The sequence below is a fragment of the Pseudomonas guariconensis genome (assembly GCF_015680235.1).
GTDB lineage: Bacteria > Pseudomonadota > Gammaproteobacteria > Pseudomonadales > Pseudomonadaceae > Aquipseudomonas > Aquipseudomonas guariconensis_A.
The window spans coordinates 1-24,298 of the sequence record NZ_JADLJL010000044.1; the positions used below are offsets into that span (position 1 = coordinate 1).

Annotated in this window: 26 protein-coding genes; 15 read left to right on the top strand and 11 right to left on the bottom strand. The window is 64.0% G+C overall.

The window, feature by feature from the left end:
• Window positions 1–299 precede the first annotated feature (299 nt).
• Together rhtA and IRZ56_RS21120 are read left to right on the top strand one after the other, a co-directional pair.
• Window positions 300–1,187 carry a threonine/homoserine exporter RhtA gene (gene rhtA / locus IRZ56_RS21115; protein WP_196146724.1) on the top strand — a complete coding sequence of 296 codons (888 nt, stop codon included), beginning with the start codon at window positions 300–302 and terminating at the stop codon, window positions 1,185–1,187.
• Between the two features lie 190 nt (window positions 1,188–1,377).
• On the top strand, window positions 1,378–1,659 hold the full coding sequence (locus tag IRZ56_RS21120) for a hypothetical protein (protein ID WP_196146725.1): 282 nt from the start codon (window positions 1,378–1,380) through the stop codon (window positions 1,657–1,659).
• 56 nt (window positions 1,660–1,715) lie between these two features.
• Here the strand turns inward: IRZ56_RS21120 and IRZ56_RS21125 are convergent, their stop codons facing one another.
• Window positions 1,716–3,524 carry an aminopeptidase P family protein gene (locus tag IRZ56_RS21125; protein WP_196146726.1) on the bottom strand — a complete coding sequence of 603 codons (1,809 nt, stop codon included), beginning with the start codon at window positions 3,522–3,524 and terminating at the stop codon, window positions 1,716–1,718.
• A 213-nt stretch (window positions 3,525–3,737) separates the two neighbouring features.
• Between IRZ56_RS21125 and IRZ56_RS21130 the strand changes: the two genes are divergently transcribed.
• A complete protein-coding gene (locus IRZ56_RS21130) occupies window positions 3,738–4,850 on the top strand; it encodes a DUF3182 family protein (protein WP_196146727.1) in 1,113 nt (370 codons plus the stop codon).
• A complete protein-coding gene (locus tag IRZ56_RS21135; protein WP_196146728.1) occupies window positions 4,834–5,604 on the top strand; it encodes an alpha/beta hydrolase family protein in 771 nt (256 codons plus the stop codon). The genes IRZ56_RS21130 and IRZ56_RS21135 overlap by 17 nt, the downstream gene beginning before the upstream one ends.
• On the opposite strand, the gene IRZ56_RS21140 is transcribed toward IRZ56_RS21135, so the two are convergent.
• Window positions 5,583–5,963, bottom strand: a complete 381-nt coding sequence (locus tag IRZ56_RS21140; protein WP_196146729.1) for an antibiotic biosynthesis monooxygenase — start codon at window positions 5,961–5,963, stop codon at window positions 5,583–5,585. The two genes, IRZ56_RS21135 and IRZ56_RS21140, sit on opposite strands and share 22 nt — an antisense overlap.
• 86 nt (window positions 5,964–6,049) lie before the next feature.
• On the opposite strand from IRZ56_RS21140, the gene soxR reads away from it, so the two are divergent.
• The gene (gene soxR / locus IRZ56_RS21145) at window positions 6,050–6,559 is read left to right on the top strand and encodes a redox-sensitive transcriptional activator SoxR (protein WP_196146730.1); all 510 of its coding nucleotides are present in this window, start codon (window positions 6,050–6,052) and stop codon (window positions 6,557–6,559) included.
• On the opposite strand, the gene IRZ56_RS21150 is transcribed toward soxR, so the two are convergent.
• Window positions 6,550–7,533 carry a GlxA family transcriptional regulator gene (locus IRZ56_RS21150; RefSeq protein ID WP_196146731.1) on the bottom strand — a complete coding sequence of 328 codons (984 nt, stop codon included), beginning with the start codon at window positions 7,531–7,533 and terminating at the stop codon, window positions 6,550–6,552. The two genes, soxR and IRZ56_RS21150, sit on opposite strands and share 10 nt — an antisense overlap.
• Window positions 7,534–7,615: 82 nt before the next feature.
• On the opposite strand from IRZ56_RS21150, the gene IRZ56_RS21155 reads away from it, so the two are divergent.
• Entirely contained in the window at window positions 7,616–8,173 is a 558-nt protein-coding gene (locus IRZ56_RS21155; RefSeq protein WP_196146732.1) for a cysteine hydrolase family protein, read from the top strand.
• Window positions 8,174–8,178: 5 nt separating this feature from the next.
• On the opposite strand, the gene IRZ56_RS21160 is transcribed toward IRZ56_RS21155, so the two are convergent.
• The gene (locus tag IRZ56_RS21160; protein WP_196146733.1) at window positions 8,179–8,742 is read right to left on the bottom strand and encodes a helix-turn-helix domain-containing protein; all 564 of its coding nucleotides are present in this window, start codon (window positions 8,740–8,742) and stop codon (window positions 8,179–8,181) included.
• An 83-nt stretch (window positions 8,743–8,825) separates the two neighbouring features.
• Between IRZ56_RS21160 and IRZ56_RS21165 the strand changes: the two genes are divergently transcribed.
• The 7 genes from IRZ56_RS21165 to IRZ56_RS21195 all read left to right on the top strand — a co-directional run bounded on the left by IRZ56_RS21165 (window position 8,826) and on the right by IRZ56_RS21195 (window position 15,981).
• Complete coding sequence (locus tag IRZ56_RS21165; RefSeq protein WP_196146734.1) at window positions 8,826–9,773, top strand: DMT family transporter; 948 nt, start codon at window positions 8,826–8,828, stop codon at window positions 9,771–9,773.
• Between the two features lie 150 nt (window positions 9,774–9,923).
• Entirely contained in the window at window positions 9,924–12,839 is a 2,916-nt protein-coding gene (locus IRZ56_RS21170) for a monovalent cation/H+ antiporter subunit A (protein ID WP_196146735.1), read from the top strand.
• The gene (locus IRZ56_RS21175; RefSeq protein ID WP_084854729.1) at window positions 12,839–13,183 is read left to right on the top strand and encodes a Na+/H+ antiporter subunit C; all 345 of its coding nucleotides are present in this window, start codon (window positions 12,839–12,841) and stop codon (window positions 13,181–13,183) included. The genes IRZ56_RS21170 and IRZ56_RS21175 overlap by 1 nt, the downstream gene beginning before the upstream one ends.
• On the top strand, window positions 13,180–14,859 hold the full coding sequence (locus IRZ56_RS21180) for a monovalent cation/H+ antiporter subunit D (RefSeq protein WP_196146736.1): 1,680 nt from the start codon (window positions 13,180–13,182) through the stop codon (window positions 14,857–14,859). The genes IRZ56_RS21175 and IRZ56_RS21180 overlap by 4 nt, the downstream gene beginning before the upstream one ends.
• On the top strand, window positions 14,856–15,344 hold the full coding sequence (locus IRZ56_RS21185) for a Na+/H+ antiporter subunit E (protein WP_196146737.1): 489 nt from the start codon (window positions 14,856–14,858) through the stop codon (window positions 15,342–15,344). Before IRZ56_RS21180 ends, IRZ56_RS21185 begins: the two co-directional genes overlap by 4 nt.
• On the top strand, window positions 15,341–15,619 hold the full coding sequence (locus tag IRZ56_RS21190; RefSeq protein ID WP_084854726.1) for a K+/H+ antiporter subunit F: 279 nt from the start codon (window positions 15,341–15,343) through the stop codon (window positions 15,617–15,619). The genes IRZ56_RS21185 and IRZ56_RS21190 overlap by 4 nt, the downstream gene beginning before the upstream one ends.
• Window positions 15,616–15,981 carry a Na+/H+ antiporter subunit G gene (locus IRZ56_RS21195; protein ID WP_196146738.1) on the top strand — a complete coding sequence of 122 codons (366 nt, stop codon included), beginning with the start codon at window positions 15,616–15,618 and terminating at the stop codon, window positions 15,979–15,981. Before IRZ56_RS21190 ends, IRZ56_RS21195 begins: the two co-directional genes overlap by 4 nt.
• A 36-nt stretch (window positions 15,982–16,017) precedes the next feature.
• On the opposite strand, the gene IRZ56_RS21200 is transcribed toward IRZ56_RS21195, so the two are convergent.
• The 3 genes from IRZ56_RS21200 to IRZ56_RS21210 all read right to left on the bottom strand — a co-directional run bounded on the left by IRZ56_RS21200 (window position 16,018) and on the right by IRZ56_RS21210 (window position 17,542).
• On the bottom strand, window positions 16,018–16,224 hold the full coding sequence (locus IRZ56_RS21200; RefSeq protein WP_196146739.1) for a hypothetical protein: 207 nt from the start codon (window positions 16,222–16,224) through the stop codon (window positions 16,018–16,020).
• Complete coding sequence (locus IRZ56_RS21205) at window positions 16,221–16,691, bottom strand: hypothetical protein (RefSeq protein ID WP_196146740.1); 471 nt, start codon at window positions 16,689–16,691, stop codon at window positions 16,221–16,223. Before IRZ56_RS21205 ends, IRZ56_RS21200 begins: the two co-directional genes overlap by 4 nt.
• 446 nt (window positions 16,692–17,137) lie before the next feature.
• Window positions 17,138–17,542 carry a TraR/DksA family transcriptional regulator gene (locus IRZ56_RS21210; protein ID WP_196146741.1) on the bottom strand — a complete coding sequence of 135 codons (405 nt, stop codon included), beginning with the start codon at window positions 17,540–17,542 and terminating at the stop codon, window positions 17,138–17,140.
• A 330-nt stretch (window positions 17,543–17,872) separates the two neighbouring features.
• Between IRZ56_RS21210 and IRZ56_RS21215 the strand changes: the two genes are divergently transcribed.
• Together IRZ56_RS21215 and IRZ56_RS21220 are read left to right on the top strand one after the other, a co-directional pair.
• Window positions 17,873–18,604 carry a DUF6543 domain-containing protein gene (locus IRZ56_RS21215; protein WP_196146742.1) on the top strand — a complete coding sequence of 244 codons (732 nt, stop codon included), beginning with the start codon at window positions 17,873–17,875 and terminating at the stop codon, window positions 18,602–18,604.
• 29 nt (window positions 18,605–18,633) lie between these two features.
• Window positions 18,634–20,358, top strand: a complete 1,725-nt coding sequence (locus IRZ56_RS21220) for a hypothetical protein (protein WP_196146743.1) — start codon at window positions 18,634–18,636, stop codon at window positions 20,356–20,358.
• Window positions 20,359–20,392: 34 nt separating this feature from the next.
• Here the strand turns inward: IRZ56_RS21220 and IRZ56_RS21225 are convergent, their stop codons facing one another.
• Genes IRZ56_RS21225 through IRZ56_RS21240 form a run of 4 tightly spaced genes read right to left on the bottom strand, consistent with a single transcriptional unit; the run spans window position 20,393 to window position 24,289 of the window.
• Window positions 20,393–21,166 carry an enoyl-CoA hydratase gene (locus tag IRZ56_RS21225; protein WP_043213863.1) on the bottom strand — a complete coding sequence of 258 codons (774 nt, stop codon included), beginning with the start codon at window positions 21,164–21,166 and terminating at the stop codon, window positions 20,393–20,395.
• Window positions 21,167–21,179: 13 nt separating this feature from the next.
• Window positions 21,180–22,307, bottom strand: coding sequence for an acyl-CoA dehydrogenase (locus IRZ56_RS21230; RefSeq protein WP_196146744.1), 1,128 nt, complete (start codon window positions 22,305–22,307; stop codon window positions 21,180–21,182).
• Between the two features lie 8 nt (window positions 22,308–22,315).
• Window positions 22,316–23,509 carry an acetyl-CoA C-acyltransferase gene (locus IRZ56_RS21235; protein ID WP_196146745.1) on the bottom strand — a complete coding sequence of 398 codons (1,194 nt, stop codon included), beginning with the start codon at window positions 23,507–23,509 and terminating at the stop codon, window positions 22,316–22,318.
• 12 nt (window positions 23,510–23,521) lie between these two features.
• Window positions 23,522–24,289 (bottom strand): SDR family NAD(P)-dependent oxidoreductase, encoded by a 768-nt coding sequence (locus IRZ56_RS21240; RefSeq protein WP_196146746.1) that lies wholly within the window; start codon window positions 24,287–24,289, stop codon window positions 23,522–23,524.
• Window positions 24,290–24,298 lie beyond the last annotated feature (9 nt).

A 24,298-nucleotide genomic window follows, 5' to 3' on the forward strand; every position in this document is an offset into this window, starting at 1 on the left:
CGTAGCGGGAGGCGAATCATACAGCGTTAAAACCTGCTGTCAACTGCCTTTTTCACCGCTGCCGATCTGTGAGACCGAAGCCTTCCGATACCGCCTGAACCGTTCAACTCATTGAATCTCAAGGAGTTTTGCGTTTCGACTGCGTCGGAAGTGGGGCGCATTATAGGCCCCTGAAACGGCACGTCAACCGTTATTTTCAAAAAACATTACCAAGCCGCTCTTGCCGGCGACCAGGCCCATTGCGCACTATAGTGCTCAGCCGTATTACATTACCTCTTACTAAGGATCACCCTTCTGCAATGAACAACCAGCCTCGCAGTCTGGCCGCTACGCTGTTCCCGATCGGCCTGCTGCTGATCGCCATGGCCTCGATCCAGTCAGGGGCCTCCCTGGCCAAGAGCCTGTTTCCCGCTGTCGGTGCCCAAGGCACCACGGCCCTTCGTCTGGTATTCGCCAGCATCATCATGTTGCTATTGCTGCGCCCGTGGCGCGCGCGGATGAACGCCGCCACGCTACGCAGCGTCGTCATTTATGGTCTGGCACTGGGCGGAATGAACCTGCTCTTCTATATGTCCGTACGTACCGTCCCGCTGGGTATCGCCGTGGCACTGGAATTCACCGGGCCACTGGCCGTCGCGATCCTGGCCTCGCGCCGGGTGGTGGATTTCCTCTGGATCGGCCTGGCCATCATCGGGTTACTGCTGCTGATTCCCGTCGGCCATTCCGGGCAGGCCATCGACCTGGTTGGAGCAGCCTATGCACTGGGGGCCGGTGTGTGCTGGGCACTGTATATCCTTTATGGCCAACGCGCCGGTGCCGAACATGGCATCCAGACAGCTGCTCTCGGCGTGCTGGTGGCGGCGCTGTTCGTCGCACCTATCGGCATCGCACATGCCGGCAGCGCATTGCTCGCACCGGCCCTGATTCCGGTGGCCCTGGGCGTTGCGGTGCTCTCCACCGCCCTCCCCTACAGCCTGGAGATGATCGCCCTGACCCGCATGCCCGCCCGCACCTTCGGCACCCTGATGAGCATCGAGCCGGTATTCGCCGCGCTTTCAGGATTGCTGTTCCTGGGGGAAATCCTGTCCCTTTCCCAGTGGCTCGCCATTCTGGCGATCATCACGGCTTCCGTCGGTGCGACCTTGTCCATGCGTAAGGAAACACCGACAGCTGTAGTGGCGGACTGACATGAGAAATATTTTCATTCGCTCAGACATTTCCCATTGTCCCTCCAAGCTAGGCTGATTAAGCTGTCACAAAAATTTGATCTTTACGCTATCTACTGTACAAGACAGGGACGTTGGGGTAATTCCAGGAAGAAAAGAGCGATAACGACGGGGCCAGGCATGCTGGTCGGCCCTGCATTTAAGGACAGGAATGAAACGTATTTTGCTCATCCTGGCCATCTTGGCCATTGCTGGATGCGCCGCCACCGCCAAGACCGAGGTGAAGCGGGGGAAGAAGGGACTGCATATCAATTGCTCTGGCCTCTCCTCTTCTTGGGAGAAGTGTTACAGCAAGGCAGCCACGTCCTGCGGCAACCGCGGTTACAAGGTCATCGCCCGCTCCGGGGATGCGGACGAAGAGCCGGGTGACTACCTGTTTGGCATCAACCCGGCTGGCTACACCAGCCGCAGCATGATCGTCCTGTGCAAGTGACATGAAAAAGGGCAGCCAAACGGCTGCCCTTTTTTCGTTGGCGCATACCTGCCAGGTCAGACCGGCGCCGTTCGGGCCTGCAGCCAGGCCAGCGCCTCACCTTGGAGCAAAGGCGCCAGCCGCTTACGCACGGTTGCGTGATAGGCATTGAGCCATTGCACCTCCTCCTGCCCCAATAGCTCGAGCAACAGGCAGCGCGTATCGATCGGACAAAGGGTCAGGGTTTCGAACGCCAGGAACTCGCCAAAAGCGCTCTTGCCTACTTCCCGGTTGACTACCAGGTTCTCGATGCGCACGCCCCAGGCTCCCGGCCTGTAGGTACCCGGCTCGATCGAGCTGATCATGCCCGCCTGCATCGCAGTCTGCGGCAGCGTTGCAGCCTGGTAGGCAATGACTTGGGGGCCTTCGTGGACATTCATGAAGTAGCCCACGCCATGACCCGTGCCATGGCCATAGTCGACCTGATCCGCCCAGATCGGCGCACGGGCGATGGCGTCGAGCAAGGGCGAAAGAATGCCTCGCGGGAATTTGGCGCGCGACAACGCGATCATGGCTTTGAGCACCCGCGTGCAGTCCTGACGTTGCTCAAGGCTCGGCGTGCCGATCGGTACCATCCGCGTGATATCGGTGGTGCCGCCCAGGTATTGGCCACCCGAGTCGATCAGTAGCAAGCCATCGCCTTCGATCACTGCATGGGATTGTTCGGTCGCCCGATAGTGCGGCATGGCACCATTGGCATTGAACGCCGCGATGGTAGAAAAGCTCAGCGACACGAAATCCGGCCGACGCGCCCGCGCCGCGGTCAACCGCTCGTCGATGGTCAGTTCGGTGATGGTTTCCTTGCCCAGGTTCGCCTCGAACCAGGCGAAGAATTCGCACAACGCGGCGCCGTCCTGCTCCATGACCTGGCGGATATGTACCAGGTCGTGCTCACTCTTACGCGATTTGCTCAAGGTGGTGGGGTTGACGCCTTCGACCAATTGCACGCGCTCATCCAACTGCCCGAGCAAGCCGCAGGTAACGCGGGCCGGGTCCACCAGCAGGCGGCTGCCCGGTGCGATCGCGCCCAAGGCCTGGCCTACCTCGGCATAATCGCGAACCTCGATGCCATCTGCCGCCAACACTTGCCGTAGATGCTCATCGACTTTATCCAACCCAACGAACAGGGTCGCCTGTTCCTGCCCGATCAGTGCGAAGGAAACGAACACCGGGTTGTAGGAGACGTCGCTGCCTCGCAGGTTGAATAGCCAAGCGATGTCATCGAGGGTGGCGAGGAAGTGACAGTCAGCGCCTCGCTCACCCAGCGTGCGACGCAACTCGGCCAGCTTCTGCGCACGGTTGACGCTGGCATAGGGAGGCAGGTGCTGGTAGATGGCCTTGCCCGGCAGTGCCGGCCGGCCATCCCACACCTTGCCCAGCACGTCCAGGTCGGTGCGCAGGCACGCGTCCTTTGCCCTGAGGCGCTCCTCCAATTGCCGGGCGGACGCCAGCGCCATGACCGCGCCATCGACGGCAACCGTACCCTGGGGCTTGATGTGCTCGCCCAACCACTCCAGCACTCCAGGCTGCCCAGGGAGCAGCTTCATCAGTTCGATACCACTGCCGGCGAGTTCCTGTTGAGCTTGCTCCCAATAACGGCTGTCGGCCCAGAGCCCGGCAAAGCCCGCCGTTACCACCAGGGTGCCCACCGATCCATGGAAGCCGGACAACCATTGACGCCCCTGCCAGTGGCCCGGCAGGTATTCGGACAAGTGAGGATCGGCCGAGGGCACCAGAAGGGCATCCAGCCCCTCGCTGACCATCACCTCGCGCACACGCGCCAGGCGTGCCGGCACGCTTTGCTGAATCGGTGACTGACTGTTCATGCGCACTCCTGCGGATACACCTTCGACTATTCCAGGGCGCTGATAATGGATCAGCCAGCCAAGGGCCGCAATCGCGACAAGGTACGCAATGTTTCCAGAATAACGAACGAGGATGCGCAACGGGCTGAGCCCATGCCACCGATCAACTGCGCTGAACTTTAGCCAGGCAAGCGGCTTCAGACACCATACATACCCAGCAGACAGCCATCGCCCATGCCCCGACCCCGTGACCCGAAAACCGCCGTCGTACTGCTCGATACACGCGAGCACACGCCCGACCACGAGCACGCCGTCCACCTCAAGCTCGCTGACTACCTGGCGCGCCTGCTCGGCATCGGCAGGGCCGCGCCCGACCAGCCGCCTGTCAGCGACGATCGCTACTACTACCTGCCGACCGAAACCCTGGTCGACCCGCAGCGCTACCGGCCTCTAGGGATCGTGGACGAGCACGACCTGTTCGGCGGCCTGGTCACGCACCCCTTCATGGCCACCAAGGCGATCTCCCATCCTCTGCCAACCGGTGCGAGCTTTCCCCCTGGCTGGACCGATGCGTTCGCCTGCGACGCCCGCGAGGCCCTGCTGCGCGGCTACACGGTGTTCAGCAAGGCCGATGCCCGGCAGGCGGCGGCCCTGCTCCTGCGCGAGGGCCCGATCCGGGTCAAGCCAGTGCTGGCTTGCGCGGGTCGTGGGCAGCAGGTGGTCGAGCACGCCGGGGACTTGGAGCCGCTGCTGGCACAGATGGATGATGCGACGCTGGGGCTCGTCGGGCTCGTGCTGGAAGAGAACCTGGACGAGGTCGAGACCTACAGCGTCGGCCAGGCCTGCGTCGGCGACCTGGTGTGCAGCTATTACGGTACCCAGCGCCTGACCCATGACCACCAGGGTACCGAGGTCTATGGCGGCTCCGACCTGGTGGTGGTACGTGGCGGCTACCCGTCGCTGCTGCAGCTGCCGCTTGAAGACCACCTGCGCCTGGCGATCAACCAGGCCATGACCTATGAACGCGCCGCGCAACGGCACTTCCCTGGCTTCATCGCCTCCCGCCGCAACTATGACATCGCCCGTGGTCGGGACCACCGGCAGCGCCTGCGCAGCGGTGTGCTTGAGCAATCCTGGCGCCTGGGCGGAGCCAGCAGCGCCGAGATCCTGGCCCTGCAGGCCTTCGCCGACGACCCGGCCCTGCACCGAGTGCATGCCTCGAGCCATGAAGTCTTCGGCCTTCCCGAACTGCCTGCCGACGCCACACTTTTCTACCAGGGAAACGACAGTGAACTCGGACAATTCAGCAAGTATGCACGGATTCGCCACCATGACCATTCAGAGTGAATCAGTCGAGCTGCAGGTCGAGGACGACCGCATCGCCGGCACCGTGGTCAGCCCTGGCAGCAAGATGCCAGGCATCCTCTTCGTCCACGGTTGGGGCGGCAGCCAGCAACGCGACCTGGCCCGGGCGCGCAACATTACCGGGCTTGGCTGTGTGTGCATGACCTTCGACCTGCGCGGCCACGAGAAGACCGAAAGCCAGCGCCTGACCGTCACCCGCAGGCAGAACTTGAACGACGTATTGGCCGCCTACGACCAACTGGCCAACCACCCTGCCGTGGACGCGGGGGCCATTGCCGTGATCGGCAGCAGCTATGGCGGCTACCTGGCGACCCTGCTGACGACCCAGCGCCCCGTCAAGTGGCTGGCCTTGCGGGTGCCGGCATTGTATTGGGACGATGACTGGGAAACGCCCAAGCAGGCCTTGGATCGGCAACGCCTGAACAGCTATCGCCAGCGCATCCTGGGCCCTGCCGACAATCGCGCCCTGGCCGCTTGTGCCGAGTTTGGCGGTGACGTGCTGCTGGTCGAGTCCGAAAAGGACGACTACGTGCCGCACAACACATTGATGAGCTATCGCTCAGCGTTCGTCGCGGCCCACTCGCTGACCCACCGTATCGTTGACGGCGCCGACCATGCCCTTTCCAGCGAGGAATGCCAGAAAGCCTACAGCGCCATGCTCGCGTCCTGGATCGAAGAGATGGTCATCGGCGCACGCCTGGACCGCTATCCGCATTACGCGCCCTGGTATGCCTGAGGCTCGCCCATCTGGCACTGCAACCCGCCGTCGGCGCCGCGTACAAGGCTGCGCAAGGCCTGGTAAGCAGCGAAGTTGACGCCCCGCGCCTGATGCTGGCACAGCAGGTCGAGAAACGGCTCCTCCACGAAACAGTCTGCCGCCGCTGCCCATGCCTGACGCGATTGCCATTGCAGATACTGCAACACCCGACTGCCATCGTCGCTGGCCTGGATACTGACCGCCAGCAGCCCCTCGCAACGCATCGCCAACGCTTCGCTGCGCATCACCAAGGCCTCGGCCAGCGCCTGCTGCCGGGTCGCTGGCACTTCGTATTCGATCATTTGGGTGAACCATAGGGTGTTGGCCTGGGCCGCCATGGACTGTCTCCTTGCTCCGGGCGCTTGCAGCGCGATGGCTAGGAGGGTAAAACCTCGAGTTAAGTCAAGGTCAAGGAATTTCTCCCATGCCAAGTAAAACGCCCTCTTGCGAAGAAAAGCTGCTGAGCGTCGGCCAGCTGGCCGCACGCAGCGGCGTGGCCGTCACGGCGCTGCATTTTTATGAAACCAAGGGGCTGATCCATAGCCTGCGCAATGCCGGCAACCAACGCCGCTACTCCAGGGCCACGCTGCGCCGCGTGGCGGTGATCAAGATGGCCCAGCGCCTGGGCATCGCCTTGGCCGACATCGCCCAGGCCCTGGACACCCTGCCCAAGGATCACACGCCCAATGCCGAAGATTGGGGCCGGCTATCGGCGCGCTGGCGTGACGATCTGAGCCGGCGGATCGACGAACTGACCATGCTGCGCGACCAATTGGACGGCTGCATCGGCTGCGGTTGCCTGTCGTTGAAAGAATGCCCACTGCGCAATCATCACGACCGCCTGGCCGAGGAAGGCCCCGGGCCGCACCCACCCGCCCATCAGGCGTCCGTGGCCTGCCCCGCGATCAAAGGCCAAACGCAATGTCAGGATTGAGCGATGAAGCGCCGCCGATAATCGCTGGGGGTCGAGCCGACGATGCGCTGGAACACCTTGCGAAACGCGCCCGGGTCCTGATAGCCCACGCCCCACGCGATCTGATCGACGCTGCGCCGGGTGAACTCCAGCAACCGGCACGCCCGCACCACGCGCACCTGCTGGCAATACTCGGTCGGCCGCAGGCCCGTGGCCGCGCGGAAGCGGCGCAGGAAAGTGCGCGGCTCCAGGCCCGCACACAGCGCCATGCTCGCTAGGTCTGCCTCTTGCGCACCACTGCCCTGTAGCCAGTGCTGGACCTTGAGCACTGCTTCGTCGCCATGGTCCAGCCGCGGGCTGAAACGCGCCCCCGGCAGAGGGCTGGCCAGCGGCTCCACAGCCAGGTAACGGGCGGTTTCCCGAGCCAGGGTCGCACCAAGGAAACGCTCCAGCAAGCGCAAGCCAAGTTCGGTCCAGGCCATCAGCCCGGCAGATGTCAGGATGTCGCCATCATCGAGCAGCGGCTGGTTGGCCTCCACCCGCACCTTTGGGAAGCGCTCGCCCAGTGCCTGCGCATAGTTCCAATGGGTACTCGCCGCTCGCCCATCGAGCAGACCGCTGGCGGCGATGAAGAACACCCCGATGCACACCGAAGCGAGCACAGTGCCCTGCCCATGCCATTGGCAAAGTGCAGTACGGTGGCGCTCGAGCAGCGCGGGAGCCGGTGCCGATTCCAGGCTCGGTGGGATCACCAGGGCACGCAGCGCATGGCGAGGTTGCGCCAGGCTGTCATGGATGACCATCAGCTGCCCATCGTCGTCGACCTGCCAATGGCTGACACGCAAGCATGGCAAGTTGCCTTCGCCGAGCTCGGCGGCGACCCGGTTGGCCACCGCGAACAAGTCCGTCAGGCCATGCACGGCGGCGCCTTGCGCCCCCGGGTAGACCAATACGCCGATTTCCAGGGTACCGGGGCTGTCAGTTTTTGCCGTCATTGTGTCGATCGCGCCAATCCCAAGGAACTTCGCCCAAGCCTATAACTATCCTCAACCAACCACTACTGCCACAGGAGGCAGCATGAGCAAGCAGGCCCTGATCATCATCGACATCCAGAACGACTACTTCCCCGGCGGCAAGTGGACCCTCGACGGTGCCGACAGCGCCGCCGACAACGCGGCCCGCCTGCTGGACGCGGCCCGCAGCCGAGGGGACTTGGTGGTGCACGTGCGCCATGAATTCGACAGTGCCGACGCGCCATTCTTCACGCCAGGCTCTGACGGTGCGCAGATCCATTCCAAGGTGGCACCGGCCAACGCCGAAGCCGTGGTGACCAAACACCAGGTCAATGCTTTTCGCGACACCAACCTCAAGGCCTTGCTCGACCAGCATGGCGTTCAGGTCCTGACCATCGTCGGCAGCATGAGCCACATGTGCATCGACGCGGCCACCCGCGCGGCGGCCGACCATGGCTATCAAGTGGCAGTGGCTCACGATGCCTGCGCGACCCTGCCCCTGGTCTTCGCCGGCATGCAGGTACCCGCAGCGCAGGTCCAGGCGGCTTCCATGGCGGCACTGGCCTTCGCCTATGCCCGGGTCGAGAGCACCGAGCAACTGCTCGCCGAATACCGCCGCTAACGCGCCTAGATCACCACGTTGCGCACGAACCGCGTGGGCTCGCTGGCATCGTTGCGGTACACGTACTGGCAGTTGCTGGGAAATACGTGGAAGTCGCCCGTCTGCAAGTGCAGCTCACGCCCCTCGATGACCAGTGTCAGGCAGCCGGCAGCCACATAGATCTGCTCGCTCCAACCCTCGGCGTCGGCTTCGCTGGCGTACGCCTCGCCCGGTGCCAAGGTCCACTCCCAGAGCTCGACCTCACGCCGGGCTGGGCTGCTGCCCAGCAGGACGGCCTTGCTCTCGATATGCTCGCCGGCCCAGGCCAGTTCGTTTATGCGGCTAGGGTCACGTCGGTCGGGGGCCTGGATGAGCGTGCTGAACGCCACACCCAAGGCTTCGGCGATCAGGTCGAGGGTGGTAAGGCTGACATTCTTTTCGCCCGCCTCGATAGCCACCAACATTCGCCGACTGACCCCGGAGCGCTCGGCCAGGGCCGTCTGGCTCAGCCCGGCGCCGTTGCGCAGCTGGCGAACGTTCTGGCTGACATGTTGCAGCACCGACGCCCGGTGCGAAGAATCTTTGTGCACTATATTGCTCACAGGTAGGAGTTGCGCAGTATACTGCCCACTTTGCGGCGATTGTGCGCCGCCCCTGCCGAGTAAGCAAGCCCATGAGCCAGCCCAGCCAGCACACCCAACCCGCCGCCTTGCGCCTGAGCAAGGCGGAACTGGTGCTGGTGTTCATCACCATGCTCTGGGGCGGCACCTTCCTGCTGGTGCACAATGTCATGACCGTCAGCGGCCCGATGTTCTTCGTCGGCCTGCGCTTTGCCGCGGCCGCCTTGTTCGTTGGCCTGGTCTCAGCCCGCTCGCTGCCGGGGCTGACCTTCACGGAATTAAAGGCCGGCATGCTCATCGGCGTGTCGATCATGCTCGGCTACGGCTTGCAGACCATGGGCCTGCAGACCATCAGCAGCAGCCAATCAGCCTTCATCACGGCCCTCTATGTGCCCTTCGTGCCGCTGTTGCAATGGCTGGTGCTCGGGCGTCGCCCCGGCCTGATGCCGAGCCTCGGCATCTGTCTGGCGTTCGTCGGGCTGGTGCTGCTGGCCGGCCCGAACGGCGGCACCTTGCATTTCAGCGAAGGCGAACTGATCACCCTGGTCAGCGCCGTGGCCATCGCTGGGGAAATCATCCTGATCAGTCGCTATGCCGGCCAGGTCGATGTGCGCCGGGTCACCGTGGTTCAACTGGCAACCGCCTCGGCCCTGGCCTTCCTGATGATCGTGCCGACCCAGGAGGCCCTGCCGGATTTCTCCTGGCTGCTGCTTTGCAGCGCCCTCGGCTTGGGGGCGATGAGCGCGGTGATCCAGGTAGCGATGAACTGGGCGCAGAAATCCGTTTCGCCCACCCGAGCGACCCTCATCTATGCCGGCGAGCCGGTCTGGGCGGGCGTCGTAGGCCGCATCGCCGGCGAACGCCTGCCGGGCGTGGCGCTGCTCGGAGGCCTGCTGATCGTGATCGCCGTGGTGGTCAGCGAACTGAAGATCCGCCGCGCCAGCCAGGCCCCGACAGTGCCGCAAAGCGAAGGCCAGCAGGAACGCGAACCGGGCCTGTGAAGTGCAGGACAGCAGCTATGCTTTGAAAAAAACTGTTATAAAAAAACAGCTTGTCACGCCGCATTTATAGGATTGTGCAGCCGCTTGCGTGTTGGTGATCAACCGTGCGGCACGTATGATCTTTGCCAAATTCCTCCAGATTAGAACGCTATGTCCTTGATAGTGCTATTGCTTCTGCCGTTCGTGGGCAGTTGCCTGGCAGCTGTGCTGCCACACAACGCACGTAACACAGAGTCCATTCTTGCCGGGCTCGTGGCCCTGGCTGGCACCATCCAGGTCGCATTGATGTACCCGCAAGTCGCCCATGGCGGCGTGATTCGCGAGGAATTCCTGTGGCTGCCGAGCCTGGGGCTGAACCTGGTGCTGCGCATGGACGGCTTCGCCTGGCTGTTCTCCCTGCTGGTGCTGGGCATCGGCACCCTGGTGTCGCTGTACGCACGCTACTACATGTCGCCCCAGGACCCAGTGCCGCGCTTCTTCGCATTCTTCCTGGCCTTCATGGGTGCCATGCTCGGGGTGGTGATCTCAGGCAACCTGATCCAGCTGGTGTTCTTCTGGGAACTGACCAGCCTGTTCTCCTTCCTGCTGATCGGCTATTGGCACCATCGCAGCGATGCACGACGCGGTGCCTACATGGCACTGATGGTTACCGGCGCAGGCGGTCTGTGCATGCTGGTGGGCATGCTGCTGCTCGGCCATGTGGTCGGCAGCTACGACCTGGACAAGGTCCAGGCTGCCGGCCAACTGATTCGCGAGCATGCGCTGTACCCGGTGCTGCTGCCCTTGATCCTGATCGGTGCGCTGAGCAAGAGCGCGCAGTTCCCCTTCCAGTTCTGGCTGCCCCACGCCATGGCGGCCCCCACCCCGGTTTCGGCGTACCTGCACTCGGCCACCATGGTGAAAGCCGGCGTGTTCCTGCTGGCACGGCTGTGGCCAGTGCTCTCGGGCAGCGAAGAATGGTTCTGGATCGTCGGCGGCGCCGGCGCCCTGACCTTGCTGCTGGGCGCCTTCGCGGCGATGTTCCAGAACGACCTCAAGGGCCTGCTGGCCTATTCGACCATCAGCCACCTCGGCCTGATCACCCTTCTGCTGGGCCTGAACAGCCCACTCGCGGCCGTGGCGGCCGTGTTCCATATCCTCAACCATGCCACCTTCAAGGCCTCGCTGTTCATGGCTGCGGGCATCATCGACCATGAAAGCGGCACCCGCGACATTCGCCGCCTGAGCGGTTTGTTCCGGCTGATCCCCTTCACTGCCACGTTGGCCATGGTGGCCAGCGCCTCGATGGCTGGCGTGCCCTTGATGAACGGCTTCCTCTCCAAGGAAATGTTCTTCGCCGAAACGGTGTTCATCTCGTCCACTGCCTGGGTCGAGACCGTGTTGCCGGTGATCGCCACCCTGGCCGGCACCTTCAGCGTGGCCTATGCGCTGCGCTTCACCGTCGATGTCTTCTTCGGCCCCACTGCCCAGGACCTGCCGCACACACCCCACGAACCACCCCGTTGGATGCGCGCTCCCGTGGAGCTGCTGGTGCTGACCTGCCTGGTGGTGGGTATCTTCCCGGCACAGTCGGTCGGCCCGCTGCTGGCCGCCGCCGCACTGCCCGTGGTGGGCGGCACCCTGCCTGAATACAGCCTGGCCATCTGGCACGGCTGGAACGCCCCGCTGATCATGAGCCTGATCGCCATGAGCGGCGGTATCGTGCTCTACCTGCTGCTGCGTGAGCAACTGCGCCGCGGCCGCTTCCCGCACCCACCGCTGATCGAGCGATTCAACGGCAAGCGCCTGTTCGAACGCGGCCTCGTACACTTGATGCTGCTGGCCCGGCGCATCGAGCGGCTGTTGACCACCCGGCGCCTGCAGAAGCAGTTGTTCATGCTCACCCTGGCCGCGTTCGTCGCCGGCCTGATGCCCATGTTCTACAGCGGCTTGAGCTGGGGTGACCGGCCGAAAATCCCAGGTTCGGGAGTGTTCGTCGCGCTCTGGCTGATCGCCATCGCCTGCGCCATCGGTGCGGCCTGGCAGGCCAAGTATCACCGTCTGGCGGCCTTGATCATGGTCAGTGTGTGCGGCTTGATGACCTGCATCACGTTCGTCTGGTTCTCGGCACCGGACCTGGCCCTGACCCAGCTCGCGGTCGAGGTGGTGACCACGGTGCTGATCCTGCTCGGCCTGCGCTGGCTGCCGCGGCGGATCGAAGGCGTCTGGCCCTTGGCAGGCACCCAGGAACGCGCACGCCTGCGGCGTCTGCGCGACCTGTTGCTGGCCGTGCTGGTCGGCGGCGGCATGGCCCTGCTCTCCTACGCCATGCTGACCCGGCCGACACCCAACGACATATCGTCCTTCTACCTGAGCCGGGCACTGCCCCAGGGCGGCGGCACCAATGTGGTCAACGTCATGCTGGTGGATTTCCGCGGCTTCGATACCCTGGGTGAGATCACCGTGCTGGTGGCCGTATCCCTGACCGTGTTCGCCCTGCTGCGGCGCTTCCGCCCACCGAAGGAAAGCATGCAGCTGCCTGCCCAGCAGCGCCAGCTGGCGCCGGACGTGGTCACCGACCTGATCAACCCGCGCCACGCCACCGACACCGCCCTGGGCTTCATGATGGTGCCTGCGGCCCTGGTGCGCTTGTTGCTGCCGATCGCCCTGCTGGTGTCGATGTACCTGTTCATGCGCGGCCACAACCAGCCTGGCGGCGGCTTCGTCGCCGGGTTGGTGATGTCGGTGGCGTTCATCCTCCAGTACATGGTCGCCGGTACCCAGTGGGTCGAGGCGCAGATGAGCCTGCGCCCGTTGCGCTGGATGGGCACCGGCCTGTTCTGCGCCACCCTGACCGGTGCCGGGGCGATGGCCCTGGGCTATCCGTTCCTGACCACCCACACTGCCCACCTGCACCTGCCGGTGCTCGGTGACCTGCACGTGGCCAGCGCGCTGTTCTTCGACATTGGCGTCTACACCGTCGTGGTCGGCTCCACGCTGTTGATCCTCACTGCCCTGGCGCACCAGTCGGTACGCGCCTATCGCCCGGGCACCCCGTCCAAATCCAGCCAAGCAGGAGCCGCCTGATGGAAGAAGTCATTGCCGTGGCCATCGGCGTCCTGGCCGCCTCCGGGGTCTGGCTGATCCTGCGTCCGCGAACCTACCAGGTGATCATGGGCCTGTGCCTGTTGTCCTACGGCGTCAACCTGTTCATCTTCAGCATGGGCAGCCTGTTCATCGGCAAGGAACCGATCATCAAGGACGGCGTGCCCCAAGACCTGCTCAACTACACCGACCCATTGCCCCAAGCCCTGGTGCTCACCGCCATCGTCATCAGCTTCGCCATGACTGCATTGTTCCTGGTGGTCTTGCTGGCCTCGCGTGGCCTGACTGGCACCGACCACGTCGACGGCCGGGAGCGTGAAGAATGAGTGGGATGAACCAACTGATCATCGCCCCGATCCTCCTGCCGCTGGTGACTGCGGCATTGATGCTGCTGCTCGGCGAGAAGCGGCGCCCGCTAAAGGGCCGTCTGAACCTGTTGTCGACCCTGGCAGGCCTGGGCATCGCCCTCGCCTTGCTCAGCTGGGTGCGCAGCCAGGGGCAGGCCGAATCCATCGGTGTCTACCTGCCGGGCAACTGGCCGGCGCCGTTCGGCATCGTCCTGGTCGTGGACCACCTGTCCGCGTTGATGCTGACCCTGACCGGCATCGTCGCAGTCAGTGCCCTGCTGTTCGCCAGGGCACGCTGGGATGGCGCCGGGGCCAGCTTCCATGCGCTGTTCCAGATCCAGCTCATGGGCCTGTACGGCGCCTTCCTCACCGCCGACCTGTTCAACCTGTTCGTGTTCTTCGAAGTGCTGCTGGCCGCTTCCTACGGCCTGCTGTTGCATGGCTCGGGGCGAGCGCGAGTCAAGGCAGGCCTGCACTACATCGCCATCAATCTGTTCGCCTCGTCGCTGTTCTTGATCGGCGCCGCCATGCTCTATGGGGTGACCGGTACCCTGAACATGGCCGACCTGGCCTTGAAGATCCCCCTGGTATCCGAGGCCGACCGTGGCCTGCTGCACGCAGGCGCTGCGATCCTGGCCATGGCATTCCTGGTCAAGGCCGGCATCTGGCCGCTGAACTTCTGGCTGGTGCCGGCCTATGCCTCGGCCAGCGCCCCGGTGGCGGCGTTGTTCGCCATCATGACCAAGGTCGGCCTGTATGCCGTGTTGCGCCTGTGGACCTTGCTGTTTTCCGGCCAGGCCGGCGCCTCGGCGCATTTCGGCGGGCAGTGGCTGGTCTATGGCGGGCTGGCGACCCTGGCGGTCGCCGCAGTGTCGATCCTGGCCGCGCAGCGCCTGGAGCGCCTGGCCGCGCTGAGCATTCTGGTATCGGCCGGCACACTGCTGGGGGCTGTCGGTTTTGGCCAGCCGATCCTGACCGGTAGTGCATTGTTCTACCTGGTGAGCTCGACCCTGGCCCTGTGCGCGCTGTTCCTGCTCGCCGAGCTGGTCGAGCGCTCGCGTTCGGCCAACGAAGCGCCGCTGGACGACGAGGAAGACGCTATTCCACCGCCGCTGGAGTCACTGCATCCGCCCAAGGGCATCAACCTGGACGACGAGCAAAAGGCCGTGATCGGCCAGATCATTCCCTGGACCATGGCCTTCCTGGGCCTGAGCTTCATCGCCTGCGCCCTGTTGATCATCGGCATGCCGCCTTTGTCGGGCTTCATCGGCAAGCTGAGCCTGATCAGTGCGCTGTTCAACCCTCAGGGCCTGGGCACGCCGACCGACCAGCCCCTGTCCGCCACCGCCTGGGGCCTGGTGGCCCTGTTGATCCTCTCCGGCATGGCCTCACTGATCGCCTTCGGCCGAGTTGGCATCCAGCGTTTCTGGAAACCCGAGGAGCGCCCCTCGCCTTTGCTGCGCCGCTATGAATGCCTGCCCATCGTCCTGCTGCTGGGCCTGTGCATTCTGCTCAGCATCCAGGCCGAGCCGTTGCTGCGCTATACCCAGGACACCGCGGCCAGCCTGCAGGCCCCCGATACTTATATCGAGGCCGTGATGACGACCCGGCCGCTGCCTGGCCCAACCACGCTCGATGTGCAGGTGCAGCCATGAAACGACTGTTCCCCGCCCCGCTGCTGTCCGTGTCGCTGTTCGTCCTGTGGTTATTGCTGAACCTGTCGGTCAGCCCAGGCAACCTGCTGCTCGCAGCGATCCTGGCCATCCTGGCCCCCTTGCTGATGGCCCCGCTGCGGCCCCAGCACGCCCATGTGCGCCGACCCTGGGTGATCGCCCGGCTGATCGGTCGGGTGGGCCTCGATGTCATTCATTCCAACCTGTTGGTGGCGCGCAGTGTTCTTCTGGCCAGCAGGCGCCCTCCGCGCTCGGCCTTCGTGCATATTCCTTTGGCCCTGCGCGACGCCCATGGCCTGGCGGCGCTGTCGATGATCACCACAGTGGTACCCGGCACGGTCTGGTCGGAGCTGGCGCTGGACCGCAGCGTCCTGCTGCTGCACGTGTTCGACCTGGAGGACGAAGCGGCTTTCATCGAGCACTTCAAGCACACCTATGAACGCCCGCTGATGGAGATTTTCGAATGACCGGCCTGCTCGCCAATGCCATCCTCGCCAGCCTGTTCATCTTCGCCACCGCCATGGCCCTGGCGCTGGTCAGGCTGTTTCGCGGCCCCAGCGCCCAGGACCGGGTCCTGGCGCTGGACTACCTGTACATCCTGGGCATGCTGATGATGCTGGTGCTGGGCATCCGCTACGCCAGCGACACCTACTTCGAAGGTGCCCTGCTGATCGCCCTGTTCGGCTTCGTCGGCTCGTTCGCCCTGGCCAAGTTCCTGCTGCGCGGCGAGGTGATCGAATGAACGAAACCCTGGAGTTGCCATTCTGGCTGGAACTGATCACCGCACTGCTGTTGCTTGGCGGCAGCCTGTTCGCCCTGATCGGCGCCCTGGGCCTGCTGCGCCTGAACGACTACTTCCAGCGCATGCACCCGCCTGCCTTGGCCTCGACCCTTGGCGCCTGGTGCGTCTGCCTGGCTTCGATCCTGTACTTCTCCTGGGTCAAGCAAGGCCCGGTGCTGCACGCCTGGCTGATTCCGGTCCTGCTGTCCATTACCGTGCCGGTGACTACGCTGCTGCTGGCCCGGGCTGCATTGTTCCGTAAACGCATGTCCGGAGAACCGGTGCCTGAAGAGGTGAGCAGCGGGCGTGACCACGGCAATTGAGCCAGGCCACCAAAGCGGCAGGGACAACGATTTGCCTCACCCCTGGGTCAGGCGCTGCAGTTCCCGCCGCACCATGGCGGCGAACTCGGGCGGGCTGAGCTGGTACAACTCACCTGCCACCCAAGCCAACCAGCCGGCTCCCAACGCCTCGCGCATGGCCAGCAAACGCTCGGCCTGCGCCACGGCCTGGGCCTGGTGCTGGCGGTGGAAATGCGCTCTACCGGTGGGCGCGTCGTCGCTCATTCGCTGGCCTTGAAGGTGGTCAGCTCGCCCTTGCGCCACTTGGCGACCTTGCCGGTCACCGCCTTGAGCAGCTTGCCCAGGCCTTCCTGTACCTGTTGCTGGGCAGCGAACACCAGCATCACGCCATGCCCCTCGCGAAACACGATGCCTTCTCCCTCGGGCACCGAGACGAAGGCGTAGTCGCCAACGCCATAGACGTTCAGCTTGATGTCGCGAAAGCGCAGCTCCAACTTGCCACCCTCACGGCTAGGCAATACAGCCGCGCGAAAATGGTCGCCGACTTTCAATTCCAGGTGCTGTTTGTTATCGACGACCAAGGCATCGTCGGTGTCGATCTCGGCCATGTACAGGCCATCGGGGTTCTGCTCGGTGACATAGACGAAACGCCCTTGAAACAGCTTGGCCAACTTGGCCCGCAAATCGCCCAGGGCGAACAACGCGTGGGTATCCAGAGTACTGACTGCCAATGAAGAATTCCTCGAACCGGTTACAGGCACCCCCAGCCCAAAACACAGGGGTGCGATCATTTCAAGTCGATGTCTGAAAGACTAATAAAGCGATGCGCGAAACGTCTGTACAGGCAGGCGATGCGGCAGGCAGGAATTATTACTCTAGCTTGCCAGCCAAGACCTCAAGACGGCTTTTCGGCAGTACTCCCTACAGGGAACGTAATGTCTGACAACAAAATTGCAGGAAAAGATGCAACAGATAGCGCCGGCCCTCGGCAGAACGGGCCCCGATATCCATCAGCACATTACAGGGGAAGAATATGCACGAAAACACTGAAATCCGTCGAGAGGGCCGGCGCATTTCTTCGGCCCTTTCGCGACGCTAGTGTAGTGTTTCAGCCGCAAACCAAGTAACGCAAAAAGCCCCAGGGATCGCTCCATGGGGCTTCTCGAACGCGTGGCGATCAGATCTGGCGCTGGTGGCGGTCGAGCTGCTCGTGACGCTCCTGGGCTTCGATGCAGTACTTGGTGGTCGGGCTGATCAACAGGCGCTGCAGGCCGATCGGTTCGCCGCTGTCATCGCACCAGCCGAAGCTTTCGTCAGCGATACGGCCCAGGGCCATTTCCAGCTGGGGCAGCAGACGCTGGTCACGCTCGATGGCGTTGACCAGCCAGTGGCGCTCCTCCTCCACCGACGCGACGTCAGCCGGATCCGACGGGGTATCCAGGCTTTCGATGGTGTTGCGGCTCAGCTCGATGCGCTCGTGGGTTTCGACTTTCATCGCCTGCAGCAGCTCGGTGAAGAATGCCAGCTGTTCGGCGTTCATGTAGTCATCGGCCGACATGGCCAGCAACTGTTCCTTGGTCATCGATTTCTCTATGAAAATATGTGCATTTGGGCGATTCGGGAGCCACCGACGCCTACGCGTGGGCAGCAGAATTCTTCAAGCGCCAACCGGCACTTTTTTACAGGGGGCGGCAGTCTAAGGCGGCAAGCCGTGCGGGGCAACACCATTGATCCGCGAATTTGAGCGAAATACACCGGGCTATGCCTGCGGGCCGGCCGCCAACGCGTCGAACCGGCTCGCCGCTGCGCATCTGCAAGGCCTGCGTATCATCTGGCCTGGCAATAGTCGGCTACCGCTCCTTTGCCCAGTAAGACAGGCTTGCTAGGGGGCCGTTCATTTGTGGAGCCGTCCATGAGCAAGCTTTCCCAACGCCCCCAGAGGCCATACCTCGAATGTGAAGTGGCCATCCGCTTCGACTCACGCCCCAGCCTGTTCGACGTCGCCGCGGCCGAACCGCTCGCCGTACCGGTTTGGGCGATCCAGCTGGAGAGCGCTTTTCTCGAGCTGGTAGGCGATCAACAGCCTCGTAGTCCGGGCGAGCGCATAGCAGCCTTGGTGGAGTTTCTGGTCAACCTGGCGCTGCTGCTATTGAACCATGCTTACCGAGGCATCGAACTCGAGCGCCAGGAAAGCCCCAGGCACGTCGGCTCGACCTCTGAGCTTGCAAGCAAACCGCTTCTGCCCACGCTGACGAACGCATCGCCTCGACAGATCCTCGACTTCTCCTGGGCAAACGCGACGCGCACGCTCGATACATCCCAGCAGCAGGCCCTCGCTGCGCTTCGCGTACAGATCCCGCTCGGTTCTCTGGGCGAGCCTATCCCCAGCGGCCCCTTGCAAGGGCTGTACTTGTACCAGGACAGGGCCTGGGCTGCGTTGAACGGCACGGTCTACCAGGTCGAATTCGACCCTGGGCGACAACGCCCGCGCATCGTCGACAGCAAGGACGGCCTGAGCAAAGGCCCCTGGCTGCGACAGGATGAGGCAGGCCGCTGGCGCCTGGACCTTGGCTTGCACCTGCGTGGTGGCATGCCGTTGCACAAGCGGATCGAAACATTGCGCGCCACAACAAGCAGGCACTGACAGCATTGGAAAACCAGATCAGGGATGACGTGACCTATCAGAAAAGCCAACGTGAATACCTCGACAAAGCCGCGCGACTGGCTCACAGGCAGGCGCCTGAAAGCATCCTGCGCAACTACCTCTCCAAGCTCGAGGACTTTTCTACGTTCTGGCAACAACACCTGGAGCGCCTGAACCGGTTCAATACGCTCAAACCCCTCCCCCAGTACAAGGTCAAGCGCGCCTACGCCCTGTCCCAGCGCATTCGTTGTGAAATGCAGATCCATCAGACACTCTCCTGGCTCCATGCCCCTATCAGGGAACAGGTCGATGCGGTGGTCGCCCAGCATCAACGAGGTTACGACCTGACCGAGACGGACGTGCAGAGCCTGGGCCAGCGCATCGATACGTTGCTGCCTGTGCTGGACAAGCTGCTGCTCAACAGCCAGACCCTGCTCGATGGCAGGGAGCAACTGGAGCGTCTGGCCAGCCTCTCGCAGCCGCAGATACTGGCGTACCTCAGAGATGCCCTGGTCGGCTGGGAGTTGCTCAAAAGCCCGCTGACATGGCGCTGGGCCCGCATCGAGGCCGGTTTCAACCGCCTCACGCTGCTCGAGCGGCTCGACGAGGAAAGCCAATACTGGATCGAGCATGGTGGTCACAGCATCGGCCTGGCGTTTGCCCAGCGCCAGCAACTGGCCGAGCTTGGCGAAGGCAAGGACGAAGTGGCCAGTCGCCTGGTCGCCAGCATCGACCGCCACCTCGGGGCGGCCCGCCGGCAAATGGACAACCTGCAATCACGCTTGGGCCCAGGCAGCAGTGCACAGGCTACTCTTGAGCGCCTGCAACAAGACCTGGATACCAGCTCGCAAGAGGTGCAGGCGCAGCTCGACACCTATGCTCAGATTCCTGCGCAGAACACTGTCGGCCAATTACGCAAGCAAGGCCCCGGCCTGATCGAAACCCAGGAAGGCGACGTACTGCTGGGCACTGTACATCCGGATGACGACACGGTCGTCGATGTGCCGGTGACCCCTCGCAACACCAGCACCCGCAGCTACAGGCTGCAGGACGATCGCTGGGTCGAGATCAAGCCAGCAGCGCCCGCACGTCCCGCTCTTCCGCACAAACTCAAGCATCTGCTCAAGGACAGCCAAGCGCGCCTACGCGCCGCGCGCCAGGAATTGCAGCGCCTGGAGGAAAAAACGTTCAGCCAGTACCTTCCGGTCGAGCTCGAAGAACTGCTGCACGGCCAGCGCGACCACCTGCGCACGTTGCGCGCCGCAATCGAGCAGCAGCTGACCCGCGACAACCAGACCGACGAACTCAGTGGCGACCGCGATGCGGCGCGGACCATCAAGGACCTGGAGGACCTGGACGCGCTGCTGACTGCCAAGGCGACCGAACTGCGTACCCGGGCAGCCCTGGAGCAAAAGCCACGTATGGCCGAGCTGCGGTTTCTTATCGCCCAGGGCACGGTGACGATCCGCGTCGAGCACCCACGCACCGAGCTCGCCCGGGTCAAGGGCAAGCCGGCGGACTACCTGGACGACTACGGGATCTACCATGGCGACGACCTGCTGTGGGTAGCGCATTTTCACTACCGATCGGCCGATGCCGACAAACGTGAGTTTTTCTCAGGGCACCTCAAGACGGCCAGCCAACGGTACGCCCAGGGTGCGAAATTCACCCACCCGGATACAGGTCAAACGGAAGATGTGCTGCGCAACCCGATCTCAGTGGCCGATGCCCAGCAGTACTTCTTCAGCCTCTGAAACAACCGGGGCGCCCAAGGCGCCCCGACTTCACTCAACGGTCCTTGAACTGCGCCTCGCGCTTGGCGATGAAAGCGGCCATGCCCTCTTTCTGGTCCTCGGTGGCGAAGGCCGCGTGGAACACCCGGCGCTCGAAGCGCACGCCTTCGCTCAAGGTCACCTCGAAGGCACGATTGACGCTTTCCTTGACCATCATGCTCACCGGGATCGACTTGCTGGCGATAGTCGCAGCCACCTTGAGCGCTTCCTCCAGCAATTCGGCCTGTGGCACCACGCGGGCCACCAGGCCGGCGCGCTCGGCTTCTTCGGCGCCCATCAGGCGGCCGGTCAGGCAGAGCTCCATGGCTTTGGCCTTGCCCACTGCACGGGTCAGGCGCTGGGTGCCGCCCATGCCCGGCAGCACGCCAAGGTTGATTTCCGGCTGGCCGAACTTGGCGTTGTCGGCGGCCAGGATGAAGTCGCACATCATCGCCAGTTCGCAGCCCCCACCCAGGGCAAAGCCCGACACCGCGGCAATGATCGGCTTGCGACGGTTGGCGATGCGGTCGGCATCGCTGAACAGGTCCTCGACGTAGATCTGCGGATACTTGAGCTCGGCCATCTCCTTGATGTCGGCACCCGCGGCGAAGGCCTTGGCGGAGCCGGTGAGCACCACGCAGCCGATGTTCGGGTCACGCTCGAGCTGGTCCAGAGCCTGGTTGATCTCGCCGACGATCTGTGCGTTCAGGGCGTTGAGCGCCTGCGGGCGATTGAGGGTGATCAAGCCGACCTTGCCGTGGATGTCCAACAGGATGGTTTCGAATGCCATGCAGACTGCTCCTTCAAAGATTGCGCGCAATGACCATGCGCTGAATGTCGCTGGTGCCTTCGTAGATCTGGCAGACCCGAACGTCGCGGTAGATCCGCTCCAGCGGGAAGTCGCTCAGATAGCCATATCCGCCGAGCGTCTGCAAGGCATCCGAACAGACCTTTTCGGCCATTTCCGAGGCGAAAAGCTTCGCCATGGAGGCCTCCACCAATGCCGGGCGCCCGGCATCGCGCAGGGCCGCAGCATGCAGCACCATCTGCCGGGCCACGGCAATGCGCGTGGCCATGTCGGCCAGGCGGAAGGCCACCGCCTGGTGCTCGATCAGGGGCTTGCCGAAGCTTTGGCGCTCATTGGCGTAGTCCCGTGCCACCTCGAACGCCGCACGAGCCATGCCCACCGACTGGGCGGCGATGCCGATACGCCCGCCTTCCAGGTTGGCCAGGGCGATCTTGTAGCCCTCGCCCTCCTCGCCCAGGCGGTTGGCCACCGGCACCCGCACATTGTCGAACACGATCTGGCAGGTGTCGGAAGCGTGCTGACCGAGTTTGTCCTCGACCCGTGCCACCTGGTAGCCGGGCGAATCGGTCGGCACGATCAAGGCCGTGATGCCGCGCTTGCCAGCCTGCGGGTCGGTGACGGCGAAGACGATCACCACCCCGGCATTCTGCCCGGAGGTGATGAACTGTTTGCTGCCGTTGAGCACGTAGTGGTCGCCCTCGAGGCGCGCCCGGGTCTTCAGGCTGCTGGCGTCGGAGCCGGCCTGGGGCTCGGTCAGGGCGAACGCCCCAAGCATCTGGCCGCTGGCCAGCGGCGCAAGGAATTGCGCCTTCTGCTGTTCGTTGCCAAAGCGCAGGATCGGCACGCAACCCACCGAGTTGTGCACGCTCATGATGGTCGAGCACGCACCGTCCCCGGCGGCGATTTCCTCCAGAGCCATGGCGTACGCCACATAGCCCGTGTCGCTGCCACCCCACTGCTCCGGCACCAGCATGCCGAACAGGCCAAGGCCGGCCATCTCCTCGATGGCCTCACGGGGGAAGCGATGCGCCTTGTCCCATTGCTCGGCGAAGGGCTTGAGGCGCTCTTGGGCGAAGCCGCGGACCGCGTCGGCGATCTGTTGTTGTTCGTCAGTTACCAGCATGGCTCACCTCAGTACAGGCATTCGACGGCCATGGCCGTGGCCTCGCCACCGCCGATGCAGATGGCCGCGATGCCACGGCGCAGGTTGTTCTGACGCAGGGCAGACAGCAGGGTTACCAAGATCCGTGCGCCAGATGCGCCGATAGGGTGGCCCAGGGCACACGCCCCGCCATGGATGTTGACCTTCTCGTGGGGCAGGTCCAGGTGCTTCATGGCTGCTAGGGTGACCACGGCGAAGGCTTCATTGATCTCGAACAGGTCCACCTCGGGCAGGCTCCAGCCGGTGCGCTTGAGCAGCTTGTCGATGGCCCCGATCGGCGCGGTGGGGAACAGCGACGGCGTATCGGCGAAGGCCGCATGGCCGTGGATCACCGCCAGGGGCTTGAGGCCACGCTTTTCGGCTTCGCTGCGACGCATCAGCACCAACGCGGCGGCGCCGTCGGAGATGGAGCTGGCGTTGGCAGCGGTTACCGTGCCGCCTTCGCGGAACGCCGGTCGCAGCTGCGAGATCTTGTCCAGGCGCGCCTTGGGCGGCTGTTCATCGTCACGAATGACCCGTGTCTCCCTGCCCTCTGTGACTTCCACCGGCACGATCTCTGCGGCGAAACGGCCGCTCTTGATGGCCTCTTGGGCGCGGGTCAGCGAGGCGATGGCGAATTGGTCCTGGGCCTCGCGGCTGAAACCATTGGCCTGGGCGCAGTCCTCGGCGAAGGTGCCCATCAGGCGCCCTTTGTCGTAGGCGTCCTCCAGGCCGTCCATGAACATATGGTCGATGATCTTGCCGTGACCCATCCGGTAGCCACCGCGAGCCTTGTCCAGCAGGTACGGGGCGTTGGTCATGCTTTCCATGCCGCCGGCCACCACCACCTCGGCGCTGCCGGCCAACAGCAGATCATGGGCCATGATCGCAGCCTGCATGCCCGAGCCGCACATCTTGTTCAAGGTGGTGCAGGTGGTGTGCTTGTCCAGGCCTGCACCCAGGGCGGCCTGGCGGGCCGGGGCCTGGCCGAGGCCCGCCGGCAGTACGCAGCCGAACAGCACCTGCTCGACGCTGTCGCTGGCGATGCCAGCGCGCTCGACCGCCGCTCGGATGGCGGTGGCGCCCAACTGGGGCGCGGTCAGGCTCTTGAGGTCGCCCTGCAGGCCGCCCATGGGCGTGCGCACGGCACTGACGATGACGATCGGATCGTTGGCGAGAGTCATGTGCGGTTCTCCTTACTTGGCAGCCATGCGCAGGGCACCGTCGAGGCGAATCACCTCGCCGTTGAGCATGCTGTTCTCGATAATGTGGCGGGCCAATGCGGCGTACTCCTGCGGGCGACCCAGACGCGGCGGGAACGGCACGCCGGCGGCCAGCGAATCGCGGACCTCCTGGGTCATGCCGGCCATCATGGGCGTTTCGAAGATGCCGGGGGCGATGGTCATCACGCGAATGCCGAAGCGTGCCAGTTCACGGGCCACCGGCAAGGTCAGGCTGGCGATGGCGCCCTTGGACGCCGCATAGGCGGCCTGGCCGATCTGGCCGTCGTAGGCGGCAATCGAGGCGGTGTTGATGATCACGCCACGCTCGCCGCCTTCGTCCGCCTGCCCCTCGGCCATGGCCGCGGCGGCCAGGCGCAGCAGGTTGAAGCTGCCGACCAGGTTGACGTTGATGACCTTGGCGAAACTGGCCAGCCCATGGGGGCCTTGTTTGCCCAGGACCTTTTCAGCACCGACGATGCCGGCGCAGTTGACCAGCCCGTGCAAGCTGCCGAAGGCGCTGACAGCGGCTTCCACCGCTGCCTGGGCGGCCGGTTCATCGCTGATGTCGGCCACGGCGAAGCGGGCCTGCTCGCCCAGCTCACGGACCTTGGCCGCGACCGCCTCGGCATTGAGGTCGACCAGCATGACCTTGGCGCCAGCCTCGACCAGCATCTGCGCGGTGGCAGCACCAAGCCCGGAAGCGGCGCCGCTGACGATGAAGTGTTTGTTGGCTATCTGCATGGTGTTGTT